Annotated in this window: 13 protein-coding genes; 11 read left to right on the forward strand and 2 right to left on the reverse strand. The window is 70.2% G+C overall.

Annotated elements, in window-relative coordinates; translation table 11 throughout:
* Nucleotides 1-59 precede the first annotated feature (59 nt).
* The 6 genes from gspL (at nt 60) to gspF (ending at nt 8,264) form a co-directional block, all read left to right on the forward strand.
* Nucleotides 60-1,505, forward strand: a complete 1,446-nt coding sequence (gene gspL, locus ACEI37_RS26380) for a type II secretion system protein GspL (protein ID WP_373378744.1) — start codon at nt 60-62, stop codon at nt 1,503-1,505.
* Nucleotides 1,506-1,521: 16 nt separating this feature from the next.
* Nucleotides 1,522-2,124: a type II secretion system protein M gene (locus ACEI37_RS26385; RefSeq protein WP_373378745.1), complete on the forward strand. Its 603-nt coding sequence runs from the start codon at nt 1,522-1,524 to the stop codon at nt 2,122-2,124.
* Nucleotides 2,124-2,933 carry a type II secretion system protein N gene (locus ACEI37_RS26390; protein WP_373378746.1) on the forward strand — a complete coding sequence of 270 codons (810 nt, stop codon included), beginning with the start codon at nt 2,124-2,126 and terminating at the stop codon, nt 2,931-2,933. Before ACEI37_RS26385 ends, ACEI37_RS26390 begins: the two co-directional genes overlap by 1 nt.
* Before the next feature lie 34 nt (nt 2,934-2,967).
* Nucleotides 2,968-5,457, forward strand: a complete 2,490-nt coding sequence (gene gspD, locus ACEI37_RS26395; RefSeq protein WP_373378747.1) for a type II secretion system secretin GspD — start codon at nt 2,968-2,970, stop codon at nt 5,455-5,457.
* A 98-nt stretch (nt 5,458-5,555) separates the two neighbouring features.
* Nucleotides 5,556-7,031: a type II secretion system ATPase GspE gene (gspE, locus tag ACEI37_RS26400; protein ID WP_373380322.1), complete on the forward strand. Its 1,476-nt coding sequence runs from the start codon at nt 5,556-5,558 to the stop codon at nt 7,029-7,031.
* 15 nt (nt 7,032-7,046) lie between these two features.
* Nucleotides 7,047-8,264, forward strand: a complete 1,218-nt coding sequence (gene gspF, locus ACEI37_RS26405; protein ID WP_373378748.1) for a type II secretion system inner membrane protein GspF — start codon at nt 7,047-7,049, stop codon at nt 8,262-8,264.
* 8 nt (nt 8,265-8,272) lie between these two features.
* On the opposite strand, the gene ACEI37_RS26410 is transcribed toward gspF, so the two are convergent.
* Nucleotides 8,273-9,541, reverse strand: a complete 1,269-nt coding sequence (locus ACEI37_RS26410; RefSeq protein ID WP_373378749.1) for an NYN domain-containing protein — start codon at nt 9,539-9,541, stop codon at nt 8,273-8,275.
* 339 nt (nt 9,542-9,880) lie between these two features.
* Between ACEI37_RS26410 and ACEI37_RS26415 the strand changes: the two genes are divergently transcribed.
* A complete protein-coding gene (locus ACEI37_RS26415) occupies nt 9,881-13,498 on the forward strand; it encodes an indolepyruvate ferredoxin oxidoreductase family protein (protein ID WP_373378750.1) in 3,618 nt (1,205 codons plus the stop codon).
* Nucleotides 13,499-13,673: 175 nt separating this feature from the next.
* Here ACEI37_RS26415 and ACEI37_RS26420 read toward each other — a convergent pair whose 3' ends face one another.
* Nucleotides 13,674-14,285, reverse strand: a complete 612-nt coding sequence (locus tag ACEI37_RS26420) for an HD domain-containing protein (protein WP_373378751.1) — start codon at nt 14,283-14,285, stop codon at nt 13,674-13,676.
* Nucleotides 14,286-14,465: 180 nt separating this feature from the next.
* Between ACEI37_RS26420 and ACEI37_RS26425 the strand changes: the two genes are divergently transcribed.
* The 4 genes from ACEI37_RS26425 (at nt 14,466) to ACEI37_RS26440 (ending at nt 17,845) form a co-directional block, all read left to right on the forward strand.
* Entirely contained in the window at nt 14,466-14,816 is a 351-nt protein-coding gene (locus ACEI37_RS26425; RefSeq protein WP_373378752.1) for a GFA family protein, read from the forward strand.
* Nucleotides 14,797-15,240, forward strand: coding sequence for a VOC family protein (locus tag ACEI37_RS26430; RefSeq protein WP_373378753.1), 444 nt, complete (start codon nt 14,797-14,799; stop codon nt 15,238-15,240). Before ACEI37_RS26425 ends, ACEI37_RS26430 begins: the two co-directional genes overlap by 20 nt.
* Before the next feature lie 110 nt (nt 15,241-15,350).
* Complete coding sequence (locus ACEI37_RS26435) at nt 15,351-16,652, forward strand: MFS transporter (RefSeq protein ID WP_373378754.1); 1,302 nt, start codon at nt 15,351-15,353, stop codon at nt 16,650-16,652.
* Nucleotides 16,649-17,845 carry an MFS transporter gene (locus ACEI37_RS26440; protein ID WP_373378755.1) on the forward strand — a complete coding sequence of 399 codons (1,197 nt, stop codon included), beginning with the start codon at nt 16,649-16,651 and terminating at the stop codon, nt 17,843-17,845. Before ACEI37_RS26435 ends, ACEI37_RS26440 begins: the two co-directional genes overlap by 4 nt.
* The last annotated feature ends 6 nt before the right edge of the window (nt 17,846-17,851 follow it).

Consider the following 17,851-nt stretch of genomic DNA (forward strand, 5'->3'; position numbering starts at 1 on the left):
CATCCCCATGGGCCATGCGCCTTATCGAGCCGTTCTACTGAAGCCAAAGCAAGGACACCTTGAGCACCACTCTGTACGTGCGCTTGCCGCACCGGCCGCATGACCAGCCGCAACCGTGGCAGTTCGGCGCCCTGCCGTTTGCGCTGGTGCGCACGGCGGCGGCCGATGCCGCGCGGCGCGGCTTGCCCCGTGCCGCGCCGGAAGTGTTGCGAGAAGGCCACGCCCGCATCGCCGACCTCCCCGCGGCGGAGCGGCTGGTGCTGATCCTGGCCGCGAGCGACGTACTGCTGACTAGCGCCAGCGTGCCGCCGCTGCCGCCCGCGCGTTTGAAGCAGGCGCTGCCCAACCTGGTCGAGGACGCCCTGGCCACCGACGCGCAGCCCTGCCATATCGGCATCGGCCCCGCCCTCGACGGCGCCACGTCCGCGCGCGGGCCGCGCCAGCGCCTGCTGATGGTGGCGGACCGCGCCTGGCTGCGCGCGGTGCTCGATGCCTTTGCCGAGCACCGCCATCGCCGCCGCCACGTGCTGGCCGCGCAGCTGTGCGTGCCGCTGACCGCCCCAGAAGAAGAGGAAGCCGGCGCCGAGCCGACGCTGGCGCCGCCGGGCAAGACGCCGGTCGCGGTGCAGCCGGCCACGCTGGTGGTCGAGGCCGCCGCCAGTGCGCTGGCCGAAGGCGGTGCCCTCGGCGATGCATTGGGCGAAGCCTTGCCGGACACCGCCAGCAGCAGCGCACGCCAATGGCAGCTGACCGTGCGCACCGGTGCGCACGCCGGATACGGCCTGCTGCTGGGCGACGACGCGCTGGCCGCGTGGCAGGCGCTGGCGCCTGAAGGCAGCTGGTATGCCGATGCCGACGCCGCTGCGATGGCGCCGGTGCCTGGCCTGCGCCAGGCCGGTCGCACCGGCTGGCGGCTGTGGATCGACGGTGCGCAGGAATGCCTGCGCGAGCCCGGGCTGGACCTGGCGCAGTTCGAATTCGCGCAGGGCCGCGCCGACCGCTGGAACCTGGTGGCGTGGCGCCTGCCGCTGGCGCTGGTGGCGGGCCTGGTGCTGGTCCAGCTGATCGGCATGAACGCGCACTGGCTGCTGCTGCGCAATGAACAGCAACGGCTCGAAGCCGCGCAGGCGCAGACGCTGCGCGGCACCTTCCCGCAGACGCCGACGGTGATCGACGCCCCGCTGCAGATGCGCCGGCAGGTCGAGCAGCTGCGCATCGCCAGCGGACGCAGCACCCCAGATGACTTCCTGCCGCTGGCCGACCGCTTCGCCCAGGCCGCGCGCCGGCTGCCGCCGGATGCGCTGCAGGCGCTCGAGTACCGCGGCCGCATGCTGGTGGTGACGCTCAAGCCCGGCACCGACACCGCCGGCCTGCGCAGCGCGACGCGCCAGGCGGGGCTGCAGATGGAAGAGGACAAGGCCGGCAATGCCGCGGGCAGCACCGGCTCCAGCGCAGGCACGCCTGTGACACCCGGCTCGCGCTGGACCATCAAGCCCGGCCTGTGACCGGCGCACGCCCGACATGAATCCATTCAAAGACTCAACCCGCAGCCCTTCGCCCGCCGCCCGCCGCGGCGCCGCCACGCTGCGCACGCGCATGGCGCGGCTGCGCCCGTCGGTGCCGCAGGCGTGGCGGGAACGCTTCGACGCCTTCTGGTCGGCGCGCAACCCGCGCGAGCAGGCCATCCTGGGCGGCGGCGCCGCGGTGCTGACACTGGTGCTCGGCTACCTGCTGCTGTGGGAGCCGGCCGCCGATGGCCGTGAACGCGCCGCACGCAACCTGCCGCAGCTGCGCGCCGACCTGGCCGAGATGGAAACCCTGGCGCAGGAAGCCCGCGGCCTCAAGGCCACGCCGGCGCCGTCGCTGCGCGGCGATGAACTGACCCAGGCGCTGCAGGAAAGCCTGGGCCAGTACGGCCTGAAAGCGACCCGGCTGGCGGCCGCCGCCGACAACAGCGTGCAGGTGCAGCTGGACAAGGTTCCGTTCGGGGCGGTCAGCACCTGGCTGCAGGACGTGCGCCAGCAGCAGCGCATGAAGGTGATCGATGCGCGCGTGGTCTATGTCGGTGCCACGGCGCTGGTGAACGTAACCGCGACCCTGCAGGGTCCGGGTGGCCGCAGCTGATGGTGCGGCTGGAAACCCTGCGCCTGCCGCGGCGCGCGCTGCGCCAGCCGGCCGCCGCGCGGCGCCTGCGCTGGCTCGGGCTGGGCCTGGCCACGGCCGCGGTGACCACGGTGGCGATGCTGCCGGCGACATGGATCGCCACGCGCGTCGCCACGCAGACGCAGGGACGCGTGCTGCTGGCCGATGCCAGCGGCTCGCTGTGGCGCGGCAGTGCCACGCTGGCGCTGTCCGCCGGTGCCGGCAGCCAGACCGCGACCGTGCTGCCCGGCCGGCTGCACTGGACGCTGGCATTCTGGCCGCTGCTGACCGGCCGCGCGCGGCTGGTGCTGACCCATTCGGAGGCCATGGCCGCGCCGGTCGCGGTCACCGCGACGCCGGGCGGCTGGACCGCGCAGTCGGGGGCGATGCGGCTGCCCGCGTCGCTGCTCGAGGGCGTGGGCGCGCCGTTCAACACGCTGCGCCCGGACGGCCTGATGCGGGTGGACTGGTCCACGCTGCAGGGCCGCTTTTCCGGCCAGGGCATGACCGGCCATATGACGCTGCGCGTCGAGCAGGTATCGGCCGCGGTCAGCCGGCTGCGCCCGCTCGGCAGCTACCGCGCCGAGATCGACTGGACCGGCGCAGGCGGCGGCAAGCTGCAGCTGAGTACCATCGATGGTCCGCTGCACCTGGAGGGCAGCGGCACACTCGGGCGGCAGGCGCGCTTCGAAGGTACCGCGCATGCCGAACCCGAGGCCGCGACGCAGCTGACCAGCTTGCTGAGCCTGCTGGGACGACGAGACAACAATGTGACTAGGCTGCGTTTCTGATGCCACGCAGAGCGCACAGCCCACGGAAATGACTATGACCACCCACGCCAATCGACCTGTTTTCAAGACCGCCTGCGCCCGCGCCGTGGCATTGCTTTGCGGGCTCTCCTTGCTGGCGCCCGCGCCCTTGTGGGCCCAGCCCGGGGCGCCGGCCTCGCGTACCCAAGGCACTCTGCCGGCACCGCCCGACGTAACGCCCGCCAATCGCGACCAGGTGGTGCTGAATTTCGTCAACGCCGACCTCGACTCCGTGATCAAGGCGGTCGGCCAGGCCACCGGCAAGAACTTCGTCATCGACCCGCGCGTGAAGGGCACCGTCAACCTCGTCACCGAACAGCCGGTGTCGCGCGCGCAGGCGCTGCAGACGCTGGGCTCGGTGCTGCGCATGCAAGGCTATGCCATGGTCGAGAGCAACGGCTTCACCAAGGTCGTGCCCGAGGCCGACGCCAAGCTGCAGGGCTCGCCCACCGTGATCGGCGGCAGCCCCAGCCGCGGCGACCAGGTGGTGACACAGGTGTTCCGGCTGAACTACGAGTCGGCCAACAACCTGGTGCCGGTGCTGCGGCCGATGATCGCGCCCAACAACACCATCACCGCCTATCCGGCCAACAACACGCTGGTCATCACCGACTACGCCGACAACCTGCGCCGCATCGCCCGCATCATCGCCGCGGTCGATGCGCCGGCCTCGGGCGAGGTCGAACTGGTGCCGCTCAAGCACGCACTGGCCAGCGACACCGCGGCGGTGCTGCAGCGCCTGCTGGACCCGGGCGCCGCGGGTGCCACCGGCGGCGGCGGTGCCGCGGCTGTCGATGCCAGCCTGCGCACCTCGGTGGTGGCCGAGCCGCGCAGCAATTCGCTGATGATCCGCGCCACCAGCCGCGCGCGCTTGCAGCAGGCGCGCCAGCTGATCGAGAAGCTCGACCAGCCCTATGCGCGCCCCGGCAACATCTGGGTGGTGCCGCTGAAGAACGCGGATGCGATCAAGCTGGCCGCCACGCTGCGCGCCATCGTCGCCGCCGACAGCAGCTTCGCCACCACCACCCAGCCCGGAGGGCAGGCCGCCGGCATCGGCGGCGCGGCGGGCATGACCAATGTCTCGACGCCGACCGGCGGCCAGTTCACCGGCGGCGCCACCACCGCCCAGACCGGCATGCGCGGCGGCACCGGCACCGGGGGCGGCACCGGCGGCGCCTATGGCAACTCGGCCTTCGCGGCCTCGTTCGGCACCACCACGCAGCCGACCACGGGCGGCATCATCCAGGCGGACCCCTCCACCAACTCGCTGATCATCACCGCCAGCGAACCGGTCTACCGCAACCTGCGCGGCGTGATTGACGACCTCGACGCGCGCCGCGCGCAGGTCTACATCGAGTCGATGATCGTCGAGGTGACCGCCACCCAGGCGAGCGAACTGGGGATCCAGTGGCAGGGCCTGATCAGTTCCCCCGGCGGCAACAACAACGTCTTTGCCGGCACCAACTTCGGCACCGGCGGACAGAACATCCTGAACCTGACCCTGGCCGGGGCGCTGGCCGACAGCAACCGCACCGCCGGCATTGCCGCGGCGCAGGGGCTGGTGCAGGACATCGGCGGCCTGAACCTGGGCATCGTCAACCGCGCCATGGGGCTGGGGGCGCTGCTGCGCGCGCTGGGTACCAACGGCAGCGTCAACCTGCTGTCCACGCCGAACCTGATCACGCTGGAGAACGAGGAAGCCAAGATCCTGATCGGCCAGAACATCCCGATCACCACCGGCTCCTACGCCCAGACCGGCGGCGCGGCCTCGGTCACGCCGTTCCAGACCTTCGACCGCAAGGACGTCGGCATCACGCTGCGCGTCAAGCCGCAGATCACCGACGGCGGGCTGGTGAAGATGCAGATCTTCCAGGAATCGTCGAACGTGGTGCAGGCAACGGCCAACCTGATCCAGGGCCCGACCACCAATGTGCGTTCGATCGAGACCAACGTGCTGGTCGACGACGGCCAGATCATCGTGCTGGGCGGCCTGATCGAGGACAACTATGGCGATGGCGTGCAGAAGGTGCCGCTGCTGGGCGACATCCCGCTGATCGGCGGCCTGTTCCGCTACGAGAACAAGAACCGCACGAAGACCAACCTGCTGGTGTTCCTGCGGCCCTATGTGATGCGCACGGCCGGCGCCACCGACCGCCTGACCGCGGACCGCTACGACTATATGCGCGCGCAGCAGCAGGGCTTCGTATCGCCTAACATCATGGTGCGGGACACCAACACGCCGCTGCTGCCGCCGGCCGACGCGCCCACCACGCCGTTCGTCAACCCACGCACCAACGGCCCGGTGGCCGGCCCGCTGCCGTTGCCCCAGACGCTGCCGCAGAGCGCGCCGCAGCCCGGCGTGCCGGGTCAGCCACAGCCGCTGCAGGCGGTCCCGCAACCGGTGCCCGAACCGGTCCCGCAACCCGCGCCCCAACCCGCGCCGCAAGCGCCGGTGAGCGTCCCGCAGCCGCTCAACCAGCGCGGCGAAGCCGCACTCCCGTACTGAGGCCCGTCATGGCCAGCGAAGTCCAAACCGCCCTCTCCGCCCCTGCCACCGGCAGCGCCGGGATCAACCCGCCGGCCGAGCTCGAGCCGCCGTCGCCGATGGCGGCGCGGCTGGTCTCCTACGGCTTTGCGCGCGAGGCGCCGCTGCTGATCGCGCACCAGCGTCCCGACGGGCTCGAGGTGTGGGTCAGCCGCGCCACCTCGCCCACGGCGCTGGCCGAAGTGGCGCGCGTGCACGGCGCGCTGCGCCTGCGCGTGCTCGAGCCCGAGGCGCTGGAACATGCCATGTCCGACGCCTATAACCGCCAGGACGGCAGCGCCGCGCAGGTGGTGGGCGAGGTCGAGGGCGAGGTCGACCTGTCGCGCCTGATGCAGGACATTCCCGCCGTGGAAGACCTGCTGGAATCCGAAGACGATGCGCCGATCATCCGCATGATCAATGCGCTGCTGACGCAGGCCGCGCGCGAAGGCGCCTCGGATATCCATATCGAGCCGTTCGAATCGTCGTCGGTGGTGCGCTTCCGCGTCGACGGCACGCTGCGCGACGTGGTGCGGCCCAAGAAGGCGCTGCACGGCGCGCTGATCTCGCGCATCAAGATCATGGCGCAGCTCGACATTGCCGAAAAACGCCTGCCGCAGGACGGCCGCATCACGCTGCGCGTGGGCGGGCGGCCGGTCGACGTGCGGGTCTCGACGCTGCCCACCGGCCACGGCGAGCGCGCGGTGCTGCGCCTGCTCGACAAGGAAGCCGGCCGGCTGGACCTGGCCAAGCTGGGCATGGCGCCCGACACTTTGCGCGGCTTCGACCACCTGATCCGCCAGCCGCACGGCATCGTGCTGGTGACCGGGCCGACCGGCTCGGGCAAGACCACCACGCTGTATGCCGCGCTGTCGCGGCTGGATGCACGCACCACCAACATCATGACGGTGGAAGACCCGGTCGAGTATGACCTCGACGGCATCGGCCAGACCCAGGTCAACCCGCGCATCGACATGACCTTCGGCAAGGCCCTGCGCGCGATCCTGCGCCAGGACCCGGACGTGGTCATGATCGGCGAGATCCGCGACCTGGAAACCGCACAGATCGCGGTGCAGGCGTCGCTGACCGGCCACCTGGTGCTGGCCACGCTGCACACCAACGACTCGGCCTCGGCGGTGACGCGACTGGTCGACATGGGCATCGAGCCGTTCCTGCTGTCGTCGTCGCTGCTGGGGGTGCTGGCGCAGCGGCTGGTACGGCGCCTGTGCCCGCACTGCAAGCGCGAGGAAGTGATCGAGGTCACGCCAGCCGAGGCCGACGTGCTGCAAGCGCAAGGCAAGCCGCTGCAGACCGTCTGGCATCCGGTCGGCTGCGACAAGTGCAGCCAGTCGGGTTACCAGGGGCGCATGGGCGTCTATGAGCTGCTCACAGTCGACGACGAGATCCGCACCATGATCCACCGCCAGGCGCCCGAATCGGAAATCAAGCAGGTGGCGCTGGCGCACGGCATGCACACCATGCGCGGCGACGCGCAGCGCTGGATCGACAGCGGCGCGACCTCGCTCGAGGAAGTGCTGCGCGTCACGCGCGACTGACGCGGAGCCGCCCGCATGCCAGCTTTCCGCTATGAAGCCGCCGACGCCGCCGGCAAGACCGACCGCGGCGTGATCGAAGCCGACAGCGCGCGCCAGGCCCGCACCCAGTTGCGCGCGCGCGGGCTGACGCCGCTCACCGTCGACGCGCTCGCCGGCGCCGGGCTGGCGCCACGCCGCGGCAGCCAGCTGCTCGCGCGCAAGCTGTCGACGCAGGAGCAGGCGCTGTTCACGCGCCAGCTGGCCAGCCTGATCGTCGCCGGACTGCCGCTGGACGAGGCGCTGGGCGCGCTGGCCGACCAGGCCGAGCGCCCCTACGTGCATGAACTGCTGGCCGGCATCCGCGCCGAGGTGATGGGCGGCAGCGCGCTGTCGGTGGCGCTGGCGCAGCATCCACGCGATTTTCCGGACATCTATCGCGCGCTGGTCTCGGCCGGCGAGCACTCCGGCCACCTGGGCGTGGTGCTGGAGCGGCTGGCCGGCTATATCGAGTCGCGCAACACACTGACCTCGAAGATCCGGCTCGCCTTCACCTATCCGGCCATCGTCACGGTGGTGGCGTTCGCGATCGTGATCTTCCTGCTGTCGTACGTGGTGCCGCAGGTGGTGAGCGTGTTCGCCAATACCAAGCAGAAGCTGCCCACGCTGACCATCGTCATGCTGTGGCTGTCGGATTTCGTGCGCAACTGGTGGTGGGCCGCGCTGGCTGTGATCGCGGTGGCCGCGTTCAGCATCCGCCGGCTGCTGCGCCAGCCCGCGGTGCGGCTGGAATGGCACCGCTGGCTGCTGACCGCGCCGCTGCTGGGCAAGCTGGTGCGCGGCTACAACACCGCGCGCTTTGCCGGCACGCTGGCGATCCTGGTGTCCGCGGGGGTGCCGATCCTGCGCAGCCTGCAGGCCGCCGGCGAGACCCTGACCAACGAGGCGCTGCGCGCCAACGTGGAAGACGCCAACACCCGCGTGCGCGAAGGCGCCTCACTGGCGCGCGCGCTGGCGGCGCAGAACCAGTTTCCGCCGGTGCTGGTGCACCTGATCCGCTCGGGCGAAGCCACCGGCAACCTGCCGGTAATGCTGGACCGCGCCGCGCAGGGCGAAGCGCAGGAACTGGAACGGCGCACGCTGTTCCTGACCAGCCTGCTGGAACCGCTGCTGATCCTGACCATGGGCGTGGTGGTGCTGCTGATCGTGCTGGCGGTGCTGATGCCGATCATCGAGATCAACCAGCTGGTGCGGTAAGGCGCGCTTTACTCTGCCTTCTTGCTCGGACGCTTGCGCGTCTTGCGCGCAGGAGCCGGTGCCGGTGCGGCTTCCGCTTCAGCAGCGGCCGGTTGCGGCTCCGCTTCCACCGTAGCCGTCAGCACGGTCGTGCCCGGCGCCGCGAATACGGACTGATCGATCGGCCACGGCGTCTCGCTCAGCGTCACCTCGGGCCGGCGCGCCGCGCGCTTGCGCGCGCCGCCGGGGTTGCCCGACGCGGGCTGCGGATCGGGCTGCGGCGCCGCTTCCAGCGGCGGCACCGCTTGCGGCTCAGGCTCGGCCTGCACCGCATCGGCCGCGACAAAAGGCGGCTCGGCTGGCACCGGGGCCTCGGGTTCGGGGGTAACGGTCTCCGGCGTGGGCAGCGGCTCGACGCCCCGCGCAGGTTCCGGCGCTTCGGCCGGCGCCGGCGCGGGCTGGCGACGCGCCGGCTCCGTGTGCGGCGCGGGCGGTTGCGGCGCACGCTGCTGCTGCGGCTCGCCGCCCTTGGCGCGCTTCTTCAGCCGCACCCAGATGGTCTTGTTATTGCCGCCGTTGCGCGTTTCCACCTCGAACAGGCCGGTGGCCAGCACCAGTTCAGAAAGCTTGCCGTAGCCATAGTTGCGCGAGTCGAATTCCGGCGCCTGCTTGGCGATGTGGTTGCCCATGCTGCCCAGCGTCAGCCAGCCGTCTTCGTCCGACACCGCCTGCGCCGCGTTCTGCAGCAGGCGCACCAGGCGCGAATCCTGGCGCAGCTCGCCGGTACTGCGCTTGCGCGTGGGCGCGGCCGCGCCGTCGGTGCCGTCGGCGCCGTCGGTGTCGACTTCGGCGCGCAGCACGTCGGAATAGATGAACTTGTCGCAGGCGGTGACGAACGGCTTGGGCGTCTTGCGCTCGCCAAAGCCGTACACCGTCAGGCCCTGCTCGCGGATGCGCGAGGCCAGCCGGGTGAAGTCGCTGTCGCTGGAGACGATGCAGAAGCCATCGAAGCGCCCGGTGTAGAGCAGGTCCATGGCGTCGATGATCATGGCGCTGTCGGTCGCGTTCTTGCCGACGGTGTAGCGGAACTGCTGGATCGGCTGGATCGAGTGCGACAGCAGCCGCTCCTTCCAGCCGGCCAGGTTGGGCCGGGTCCAGTCGCCGTAGATGCGCTTGACGGCTGCCACGCCGTACTTGGCGACCTCGGCCAGCAGGCCTTCGACGATGGCGGGCGCCGCGTTGTCGGCGTCGATCAGCACGGCCAGGGTCGCGGTGCCCTGGCGGGGGGAATTGGTCATGTTCGGATATTCGCTGGCAAGCCGCGCACCGGCGCGGGCGGTCAAGAGGTCCGGTTGCACCAGGATGGCAACACAGATATGACGCTTGGGAGACGGCCGGGCTTCGGCGCCGGCGATCTCGATGCAACGCAGTGTACACGCCAAGCCCTGTCGATACGGGAAATCACGCCCACAACCGGCACGCTTTGTGCTGCATTGCAAGGTACCGCCCATTTTGTGGCGGTGCTACCATGCCGCGCAGAGACACAGCCACCCCGAGCCTTCACAAGAGGCGACGCGGCGGTTGCCCACAACTGCAGGTTTCGGTGATCCCGACAGCACGCCCATAGAGGAGCACGCATGAATGCCCCCCTGACCTCGCCGGTCAGCGACGCCATCCGCCAGGCGCTCGCCAACGTTTCCCTCGAAGACAAATACACGCTCGAACGCGGCCGCATCTATATCAGCGGCACGCAGGCGCTGGTACGCCTGCCGATGCTGCAGCAGGAGCGCGACCACGCCGCCGGGCTCAACACCGCCGGCTTTATCTCGGGCTACCGCGGCTCGCCGCTGGGCGCGCTGGACCAGTCGCTGTGGAAGGCCAAGAAGCACCTGGCCGCGCACAACATCGTGTTCCAGGCCGGCCTGAACGAAGACCTCGCCGCCACCTCGGTATGGGGCTCGCAGCAGGTCAACATGTACCCCGATGCGAAGTTCGACGGGGTCTTCGGCATGTGGTACGGCAAGGGGCCGGGCGTGGACCGCACCGGCGACGTGTTCAAGCACGCCAACTCGGCGGGTTCCTCGCAGCACGGCGGCGTGCTGGTGCTGGCCGGCGACGACCACTCGGCCAAGTCGTCGACGCTGGCGCACCAGTCCGAGCACATCTTCAAGGCCTGCGGCCTGCCGGTGCTGTATCCGTCCAACGTGCAGGAGTACCTGGACTACGGCCTGCACGGCTGGGCCATGAGCCGCTACTCCGGGCTATGGGTGGCGATGAAGTGCGTGACCGACGTGGTCGAATCGTCGGCCTCGGTCGAACTGGATCCGCACCGCGTGCAGATCGCGCTGCCGGGCGACTTCATCATGCCGCCGGGCGGCCTCAACATCCGCTGGCCCGATCCGCCGCTGGAGCAGGAAGCGCGGCTGCTCGACTACAAGTGGTACGCCGGGCTGGCCTATGTGCGCGCCAACCGGCTGGACCGGATCGAGATCGACTCGCCGCATGCGCGCTTCGGCATCATGACCGGCGGCAAGGCCTATCTGGACACGCGCCAGGCGCTGGCCGACCTGGGCCTGGACGATGCCACCTGCGCGCAGATCGGCATCCGGCTGTACAAGGTGGGCTGCGTGTGGCCGCTCGAGGCGCATGGCGCGCGCGCCTTTGCCGAGGGCCTGCAGGAAATCCTGGTGGTCGAAGAGAAGCGCCAGATCATGGAGTACGCGCTCAAGGAAGAGCTGTACAACTGGCGCGACGATGTCCGTCCCAAGGTCTACGGCAAGTTCGACGAGAAGGACAACGCCGGCGGCGAATGGTCGATCCCGCAGGGCCACTGGCTGCTGCCGGCACACTATGAGCTGTCGCCGTCGATCATCGCCAAGGCCATCGCCACGCGCCTGGACAAGTTCGACCTGCCGGTCGACGTGCGCGCGCGCATCACCGCGCGCCTGGCCATCATCGAGGCCAAGGAAAAGGCGCTGGCCACGCCGCGCGTGGTGGGCCAAGGGACGGGCCAGCAGAAGGCCGAGCGCAAGCCCTGGTTCTGCTCGGGCTGCCCGCACAACACCTCGACCAACGTGCCCGAGGGCTCGCGCGCGCTTGCCGGCATCGGCTGCCACTACATGACGGTGTGGATGGACCGCAGCACCAGCACCTTCAGCCAGATGGGCGGCGAAGGCGTGGCGTGGATCGGCCAGGCACCGTTTGCCGGCGACAAACATGTGTTCGCCAACCTGGGCGACGGCACCTACTTCCACTCCGGCCTGCTGGCGATCCGCGCGTCGATCGCCGCGGGCGTCAACATCACCTACAAGATCCTCTACAACGACGCGGTGGCGATGACCGGCGGCCAGCCGGTCGACGGCCAGCTGTCGGTGCAGGACATCGCCTGGCAGGTGCACAGCGAGGGCGCGAAGCAGATCGTCATCGTCAGCGACCAGCCCGAAAAATACAACGCGGCGATCAAGCTGCCGCAGGGCATCGACATCCATCACCGCGACCAGCTCGACCGCGTGCAGCGCGAGTTGCGCGAAGTGCCCGGCTGCACCATCCTGATCTACGACCAGACCTGCGCCACCGAGAAGCGCCGCCGCCGCAAGCGCGGCACCATGGAAGACCCGCCGCGCCGCGCCTTTATCAACGATGCGGTGTGCGAGGGCTGCGGCGATTGCTCGGTCAAGTCCAACTGCCTGTCGGTGGAACCGCTGGAAACCGAGTTCGGCACCAAGCGGCAGATCAACCAGTCGTCGTGCAACAAGGATTTCTCGTGCCTGAACGGCTTCTGCCCCAGCTTCGTCACGGCCGAGGGCGCGCAGGTGCGCAAGCCCGAGCAGCATGGCGTGTCGATGGACAGCCTGCCGCCGCTGCCTGAGCCGCAATTGCCGGCGATCCGCCGGGCCTACGGCATCCTGGTGACCGGCGTCGGCGGCACCGGCGTGGTGACCATCGGCGGCCTGCTCGGCATGGCCGCGCACCTGGAGAACAAGGGCGTCACCGTGCTCGACATGGCCGGGCTGGCGCAGAAAGGCGGCGCGGTGCTGTCGCACGTGCAGCTGGCCGCGCGCCCCGACGACCTGCATGCCACCCGCATCGCCATGGGCGAGGCCGACCTGGTGATCGGCTGCGATGCCATCGTCTCGGCCAGCGACGAGGTCATCTCCAAGACCCAGGCCGGCCGCACCCGCGCCGTGGTCAACACCGCGCAAACCCCGACCGCCGACTTTATCAAGAACCCGAAGTGGCAGTTCCCGGGCCTGTCGGCCGAGCAGGACGTGCGCAATGCCGTGGGCGAGAAGTGCGACTTCATCAATGCGTCGGGCCTGGCCGTGGCGCTGCTGGGCGATGCCATTTACACCAACCCGCTGGTGCTCGGCTACGCCTGGCAGAAGGGCTGGATTCCGCTGACGCTGCAGGCGCTGGAGCGCGCCATCGAGCTGAACGGGGTCGCGGTGGAAAAGAACAAGGCCGCGTTCGACTGGGGCCGCCATATGGCGCACGACCCGGAGCACGTGCTGTCGCTGAGCGGCAAGCTCAGGAGCACCGCTGAAGGCGCGGCCGTGGTCAAGCTGCCGGCGTCGACCGGCGCCCTGCTCGACAAGCTGATCGCGCGCCGCGTGGAACACCTGACGGCGTACCAGGATGCGGCTTATGCCAGCCGCTACCGCGAAGCGATCGAGCGCGTGCGCGCGGCCGAGAGCGCGCTGCTGGGCAGCGGCAAGGCCCTGCCGCTGACCGAGGCCGCGGCACGCAACCTGGCCAAGTTGATGGCGTACAAGGACGAGTACGAAGTGGCGCGCCTCTATACGGACCCGGCCTTCCTGGACAAGCTGCACGCGCAGTTCGAGGGCGAGCCCGGACGCGACTACCAGCTCAACTTCTGGCTGGCGCCGCCGCTGAACGCCAAGCGCGACGACAAGGGCCAGCTGGTCAAGCGCAAGTTCGGCCCGTCGACGATGAAGCTGTTCCGCGTGCTGGCGAAACTGAAGGGGCTGCGCGGCGGCATCTTCGACATCTTCGGCAAGACCGAAGAGCGCCGCACCGAGCGCGCGCTGATCGGCGAGTACCGTGCGTTGCTGGATGAACTGGTGGCGGGGCTCAATGCCGCCAACCACGACACCGCGGTGGCGCTGGCCAACCTGCCCGACGATATCCGCGGCTTCGGCCATGTAAAGGAAAACAACCTTAAGGCGGTGCGGGCGCGCTGGGCGAAACTGCTGGAGCAGTTCCGGCATCCGGAGACGGCGCAGCGGGCGGCCTGACGGCGCGAGCTTTTTGCGAATCCCGCTGTTTGCTCCCCGCTCCCGCTTGCGGGAGAGGAGCCGGGGGAGAGGGCAGGAGTCTCTCGAGGCGTGGTGCCTAGCCAAACCACCCCTCACCCTGCCCTCTCCCCATGCGGGGAGAGGGGAACACAATCGGTACGGGTCAGTCGTTGGCTTACGCCTGCGCCAGCGTCGTTTCCCCGGGCTTCACATACATCGAGTGCTTCGGCTGCGACAGCACCCTGCGCACCATCGGCTCGAAGAACGACAGCGGCAGCGTGTCGTAGTCGGTCATGAAGGCGGCGGCGTCGTACTTGCGGCAGAACTCCGCGGTGCGCTCGAACAACTCGGGCTGGCTGCGGTATTGCTCGCGCAGGTCGCGGTCGAGGCCGAGATGATGGAAGAAGTAGTAGCCCTGGAACACGCCGTGCTTTTCCACCATCCACAGGTTCTCGGCGCTGACGAAGGGCTTGAGGATGGCGGCGGCGATGTCCGGATGGTTGAAGCTGCCCAGCGTATCGCCGATATCGTGCAGCAGCGCGCAGACCACGTATTCCTCGTCCTGGCCGTCGCGGTGGGCCAGCGTCGCGGTCTGCAGCGAATGCGTGAGCCGGTCCACGGGAAAGCCGCCGCAGTCGCCATCGAGCAGGCGCAGGTGCACCAGCACGCGGTCAGGCAGCGCGCGCGCGAACGGCCTGAACTCGGCCGAGATCGCGGCCCAGTCTTCGCGGGTGCCGTGTTCCATATGGCTGAAGGTGGCGCGTGCGGGCGCGTGGGTGTCGCTCATGCGGGTCTCCTTTGATGGGAATGGGGCGCGGCGGCCGCGCGTGTCGTTGTCTTTTGCCGGCATTGTGGCACCCGTGACCGGACTACACTGTCAAAAACCAAACAATGTGCCGGCATATTGCGGCGCAGCAGCGTTGCTGTGATCCCCGGGTCGAACGGACCCTGTCGCAAGGAGATAGACATGACCTTCAACGGAAGCTGCCATTGCGGCAACATCGCCTTCGCGGTCGAGGCCGACAGCATCCCCAGCGTGATCCGCTGCAACTGCTCGATCTGCCGCCGGCGCGGCCACCTGCTGTGGTTCGTGCCGCGCGCGTCCTTCAAGCTGGAGACGCCGGAGAGCAACGCCTCCACCTACCGCTTCAACACCATGAAGATCGCGCACCGCTTCTGCCCGGTGTGCGGCTGCGGCCCGTACGCGGACGGCCAGGACAAGGACGGCAAGCCGATGGCCGCGGTCAATGTGCGCTGCCTGGACAATGTCGACCTGGATAACCTCAAGATCATCGACTATGACGGACTGCACCACTGACGCGGCCTTCCGCATCCTCGGCATCGACCACCTGGTGTTGCGCAGCGCCGATGTGGCCGCGCTGCGGCGCTTCTATGTCGACGTGCTCGGCTGCAGCGTCGAGCGCGAGCAGGCCGACCTGGGCCTGACCCAGCTGCGCGCCGGTGCCAGCCTGATCGACCTGGTCACGCTCGATGGCCCGCTGGGCCGCGCGGGCGGCGCCGGTCCGGGCGCGCAGGGCCGCAACCTCGACCATTTCTGCCTGCGCATCGACCCGTTCGACGCACAGGCGCTGCGCGCGCGCCTGGCGCGGCATGGCGTCGACGCCGGCGAAGTGGCGCAGCGCTTCGGCGCCGAAGGCAAGGGGCCCTCGCTCTATGTGCAGGACCCGGACGGCAACGTGGTCGAGCTGAAAGGGCCGCCCACGCCGGTGACCGCACAGTAACGCGCGTTGCGGCCAGTGCGCCGCGAGCAGCCGGCGCGCAGCATCGCTACAATTTCCGACTGGCCCCAGGCGCGCCGCTTCCGTGGCGGCCATCCCCCGCCGGGCCCGCCATGACCACACTCGAAGCCAGCCCCGGCACGGACGCTGCCGACACCGAACCTGACGCCAGCCCGGCCCGCGCCGGACCCGCGCAGCCCGCCACGCCGCCGCGCCGGCTGGTGTGGATCCTCGGCCTGACCGAGACCATCTCCTGGGGCACGCTGTTCTTCGCCTTCACCGTCTTCATCGACCCGATGATCCGCAGCCTGGGCTGGTCCAAGCCTTTCCTGGCGGGCGGCTATTCGCTGGGGCTGCTGGTGTGGGCGCTGTGCTCGTTCGCGGTCGGGCGGCTGCTGGACCGAGCGCCGGCGCGCAAGGTGATGGGCGCGGGCTCGGTGCTGGCCGGACTGGGCCTGCTGCTGTGGGCGTGGACGCCGTCGCAGTCCGTGTTCCTGCTGATGTGGGTGCCGCTCGGGCTGGCCATGGCGACCACGCTGTACGAGCCCGCCTTCGTGGTGCTGCGCCAGGCCTATGGCGACCAGTACCAGAAGCCGATCGTCGCGGTCACGCTGATGGCCGGCTTTGCCAGCACGATTTTCGTGCCGCTGGCGCAATGGCTGGTGCTGCATGTCGGCTGGCGCCCGACCCTGGTCGGCTTTGCCCTGCTGAACCTGCTGGTCTGCGCGCCGCTGCATGCGCGCATGCGCTACGCCCTGCATCCCTCTTACTCTGGCACCGGCGCTGGCACCGGCGCCGGCACGGCCCCCGCCGGCGGCCGCGACATTGCCCGCGCCACGCTGCGCCAGCCGGTGTTCTGGGCGGTGGTGCTGGCCTTTACCGCGACCGCGGTGGTGGCGTCGCTGCTGGGCGCGCACCTGATCCCGATGCTGACCGAGAAAGGCATGCCAGTGGCGCAGCAACTGGCGGTCGCGGCGCTGATCGGGCCGGCCCAGGTGGTGGGCCGCATGCTGATGATGCGCGCGGGCGTGCGCCACCCGGTGCGGCTGTCGCTGCCGGTCTATGCGCTGATGAGCGTCGGCCTGCTGTGCTTCGCGCTGGGGCATGGCGCCTGGCTGATGGTGGCGGCCGTGCTGTACGGCTGCGCCAACGGCGTCAACACCATGCTGCGCGCGATGGCGATGCCGGAGCTGATCTCGCGCCACCACTATGCCACTCTCAACGGGCTGATGATGACGCCGGTGCTGCTGATGCAGGCGGCGGCGCCGTGGCTGGGCGCGCTGCTGTGGCGCGCGGCCGGCGGCTACTGGCTGATGCTGTGGGTAATGCTGGCGCTGGCGCTGGCCGCGCTGCTGGCGTTCGGCTACGCGCTGCACCGGCGCGGGCTGCTGCGCGTGGAGGCGGGCCGCCCATGACCGGCTCGCCGGCGTCCGCCGCCGCGCTGCCTGCCGGCCAGGTCGCACGCGCCACGCGCGGCACCATGGCGCTGTTCTTCGTCAACGGCGCCACCTTCGCCACCTGGGGCGTGCATATCCCCACCATCAAGGCACGCTTCGGCCTGTCTGACGCGATGCTGTCGCTGGCGATGCTGGCGGTGGCGGGCGGCGCCATCGTGGCGATGGGTCCGGTCGGCCGTTGGGTGGCGCGCGCCGGCAGCGCGCGCGCCTCGATGGCCGGCGGGCTGCTGTTCGCGCTGGCCACGGTGGCGATCCTGGCGATGCCGTCGTTCTGGCTGCTGCTGCCCGCGCTGCTGGTCTTCGGCATGGCCAATGCGGCGTTCGATGTCGCCATGAACGCGCAGGCCGCCACGGTCGAGGCCAGCCGCACGCGGCCGGTGATGTCGTCGCTGCACGGCATGTTCAGCCTGGGCGGCATGGCGGGTGCGGGCTTTGGTGGCCTGATGCTGGCCTGGGACGTGCCGCCGCTGGCGCATGCGGCCATGATGGCCGGCGTGACCGCGGCAGTGGCGGTGGCCACGCTGCCGGGGCTGCTGGCCGACCATCCGGTGCCGCCTTCCGCGCCCCACCATCGCGACCATGCAGTGCGGGCGCTATGGCTGCTGGGGCTGCTGGCCTTTCTCGGGCTGATCGGCGAAGGCGCGATGTACGACTGGACCAGCGTCTACATGCTCGACGTGGCACGCGCGCCCGACGGCTGGATCAGCCTGGGCTATGCCGCGTTCTCGGGCGGCATGGCGTGCGGGCGCTTCGGCGGCGACCGCCTGCGCGCGCGTCTGGGCGACAGCGCCACGCTGACCGGCAGCGCCTGGCTCGGCTTTGCCGGCATTGCGCTGGCGCTGGCCGTGCCGCTGCCGCTGGCCGCGCTGGCAGGCTTTGCGCTGATGGGGCTGGGCGCGGCCAATATGGTGCCGATCTTCTTTGTCGCCGCGTCGCGGCTGCCCGGCGTGGCGCCGGCGGAAGCGATTGCGCGCGTGGCACGCTTCGCCTACGTCGGGCTGCTGCTGGGCCCGGTGCTGATCGGCGGCGTGGCGCACCTGGCCAACCTGCGCGCCGGCCTGGCGCTGGTGGCCTTGACCATGGGCTGGATCGCGCTGGCTGGGGCGCGCTCGGCGCGGCGCTACCTGCCGCCGCGCGCGCCGGGCCGGTAATCCTCC

This window comes from Cupriavidus nantongensis (assembly GCF_041726985.1).
GTDB lineage: Bacteria > Pseudomonadota > Gammaproteobacteria > Burkholderiales > Burkholderiaceae > Cupriavidus > Cupriavidus nantongensis_A.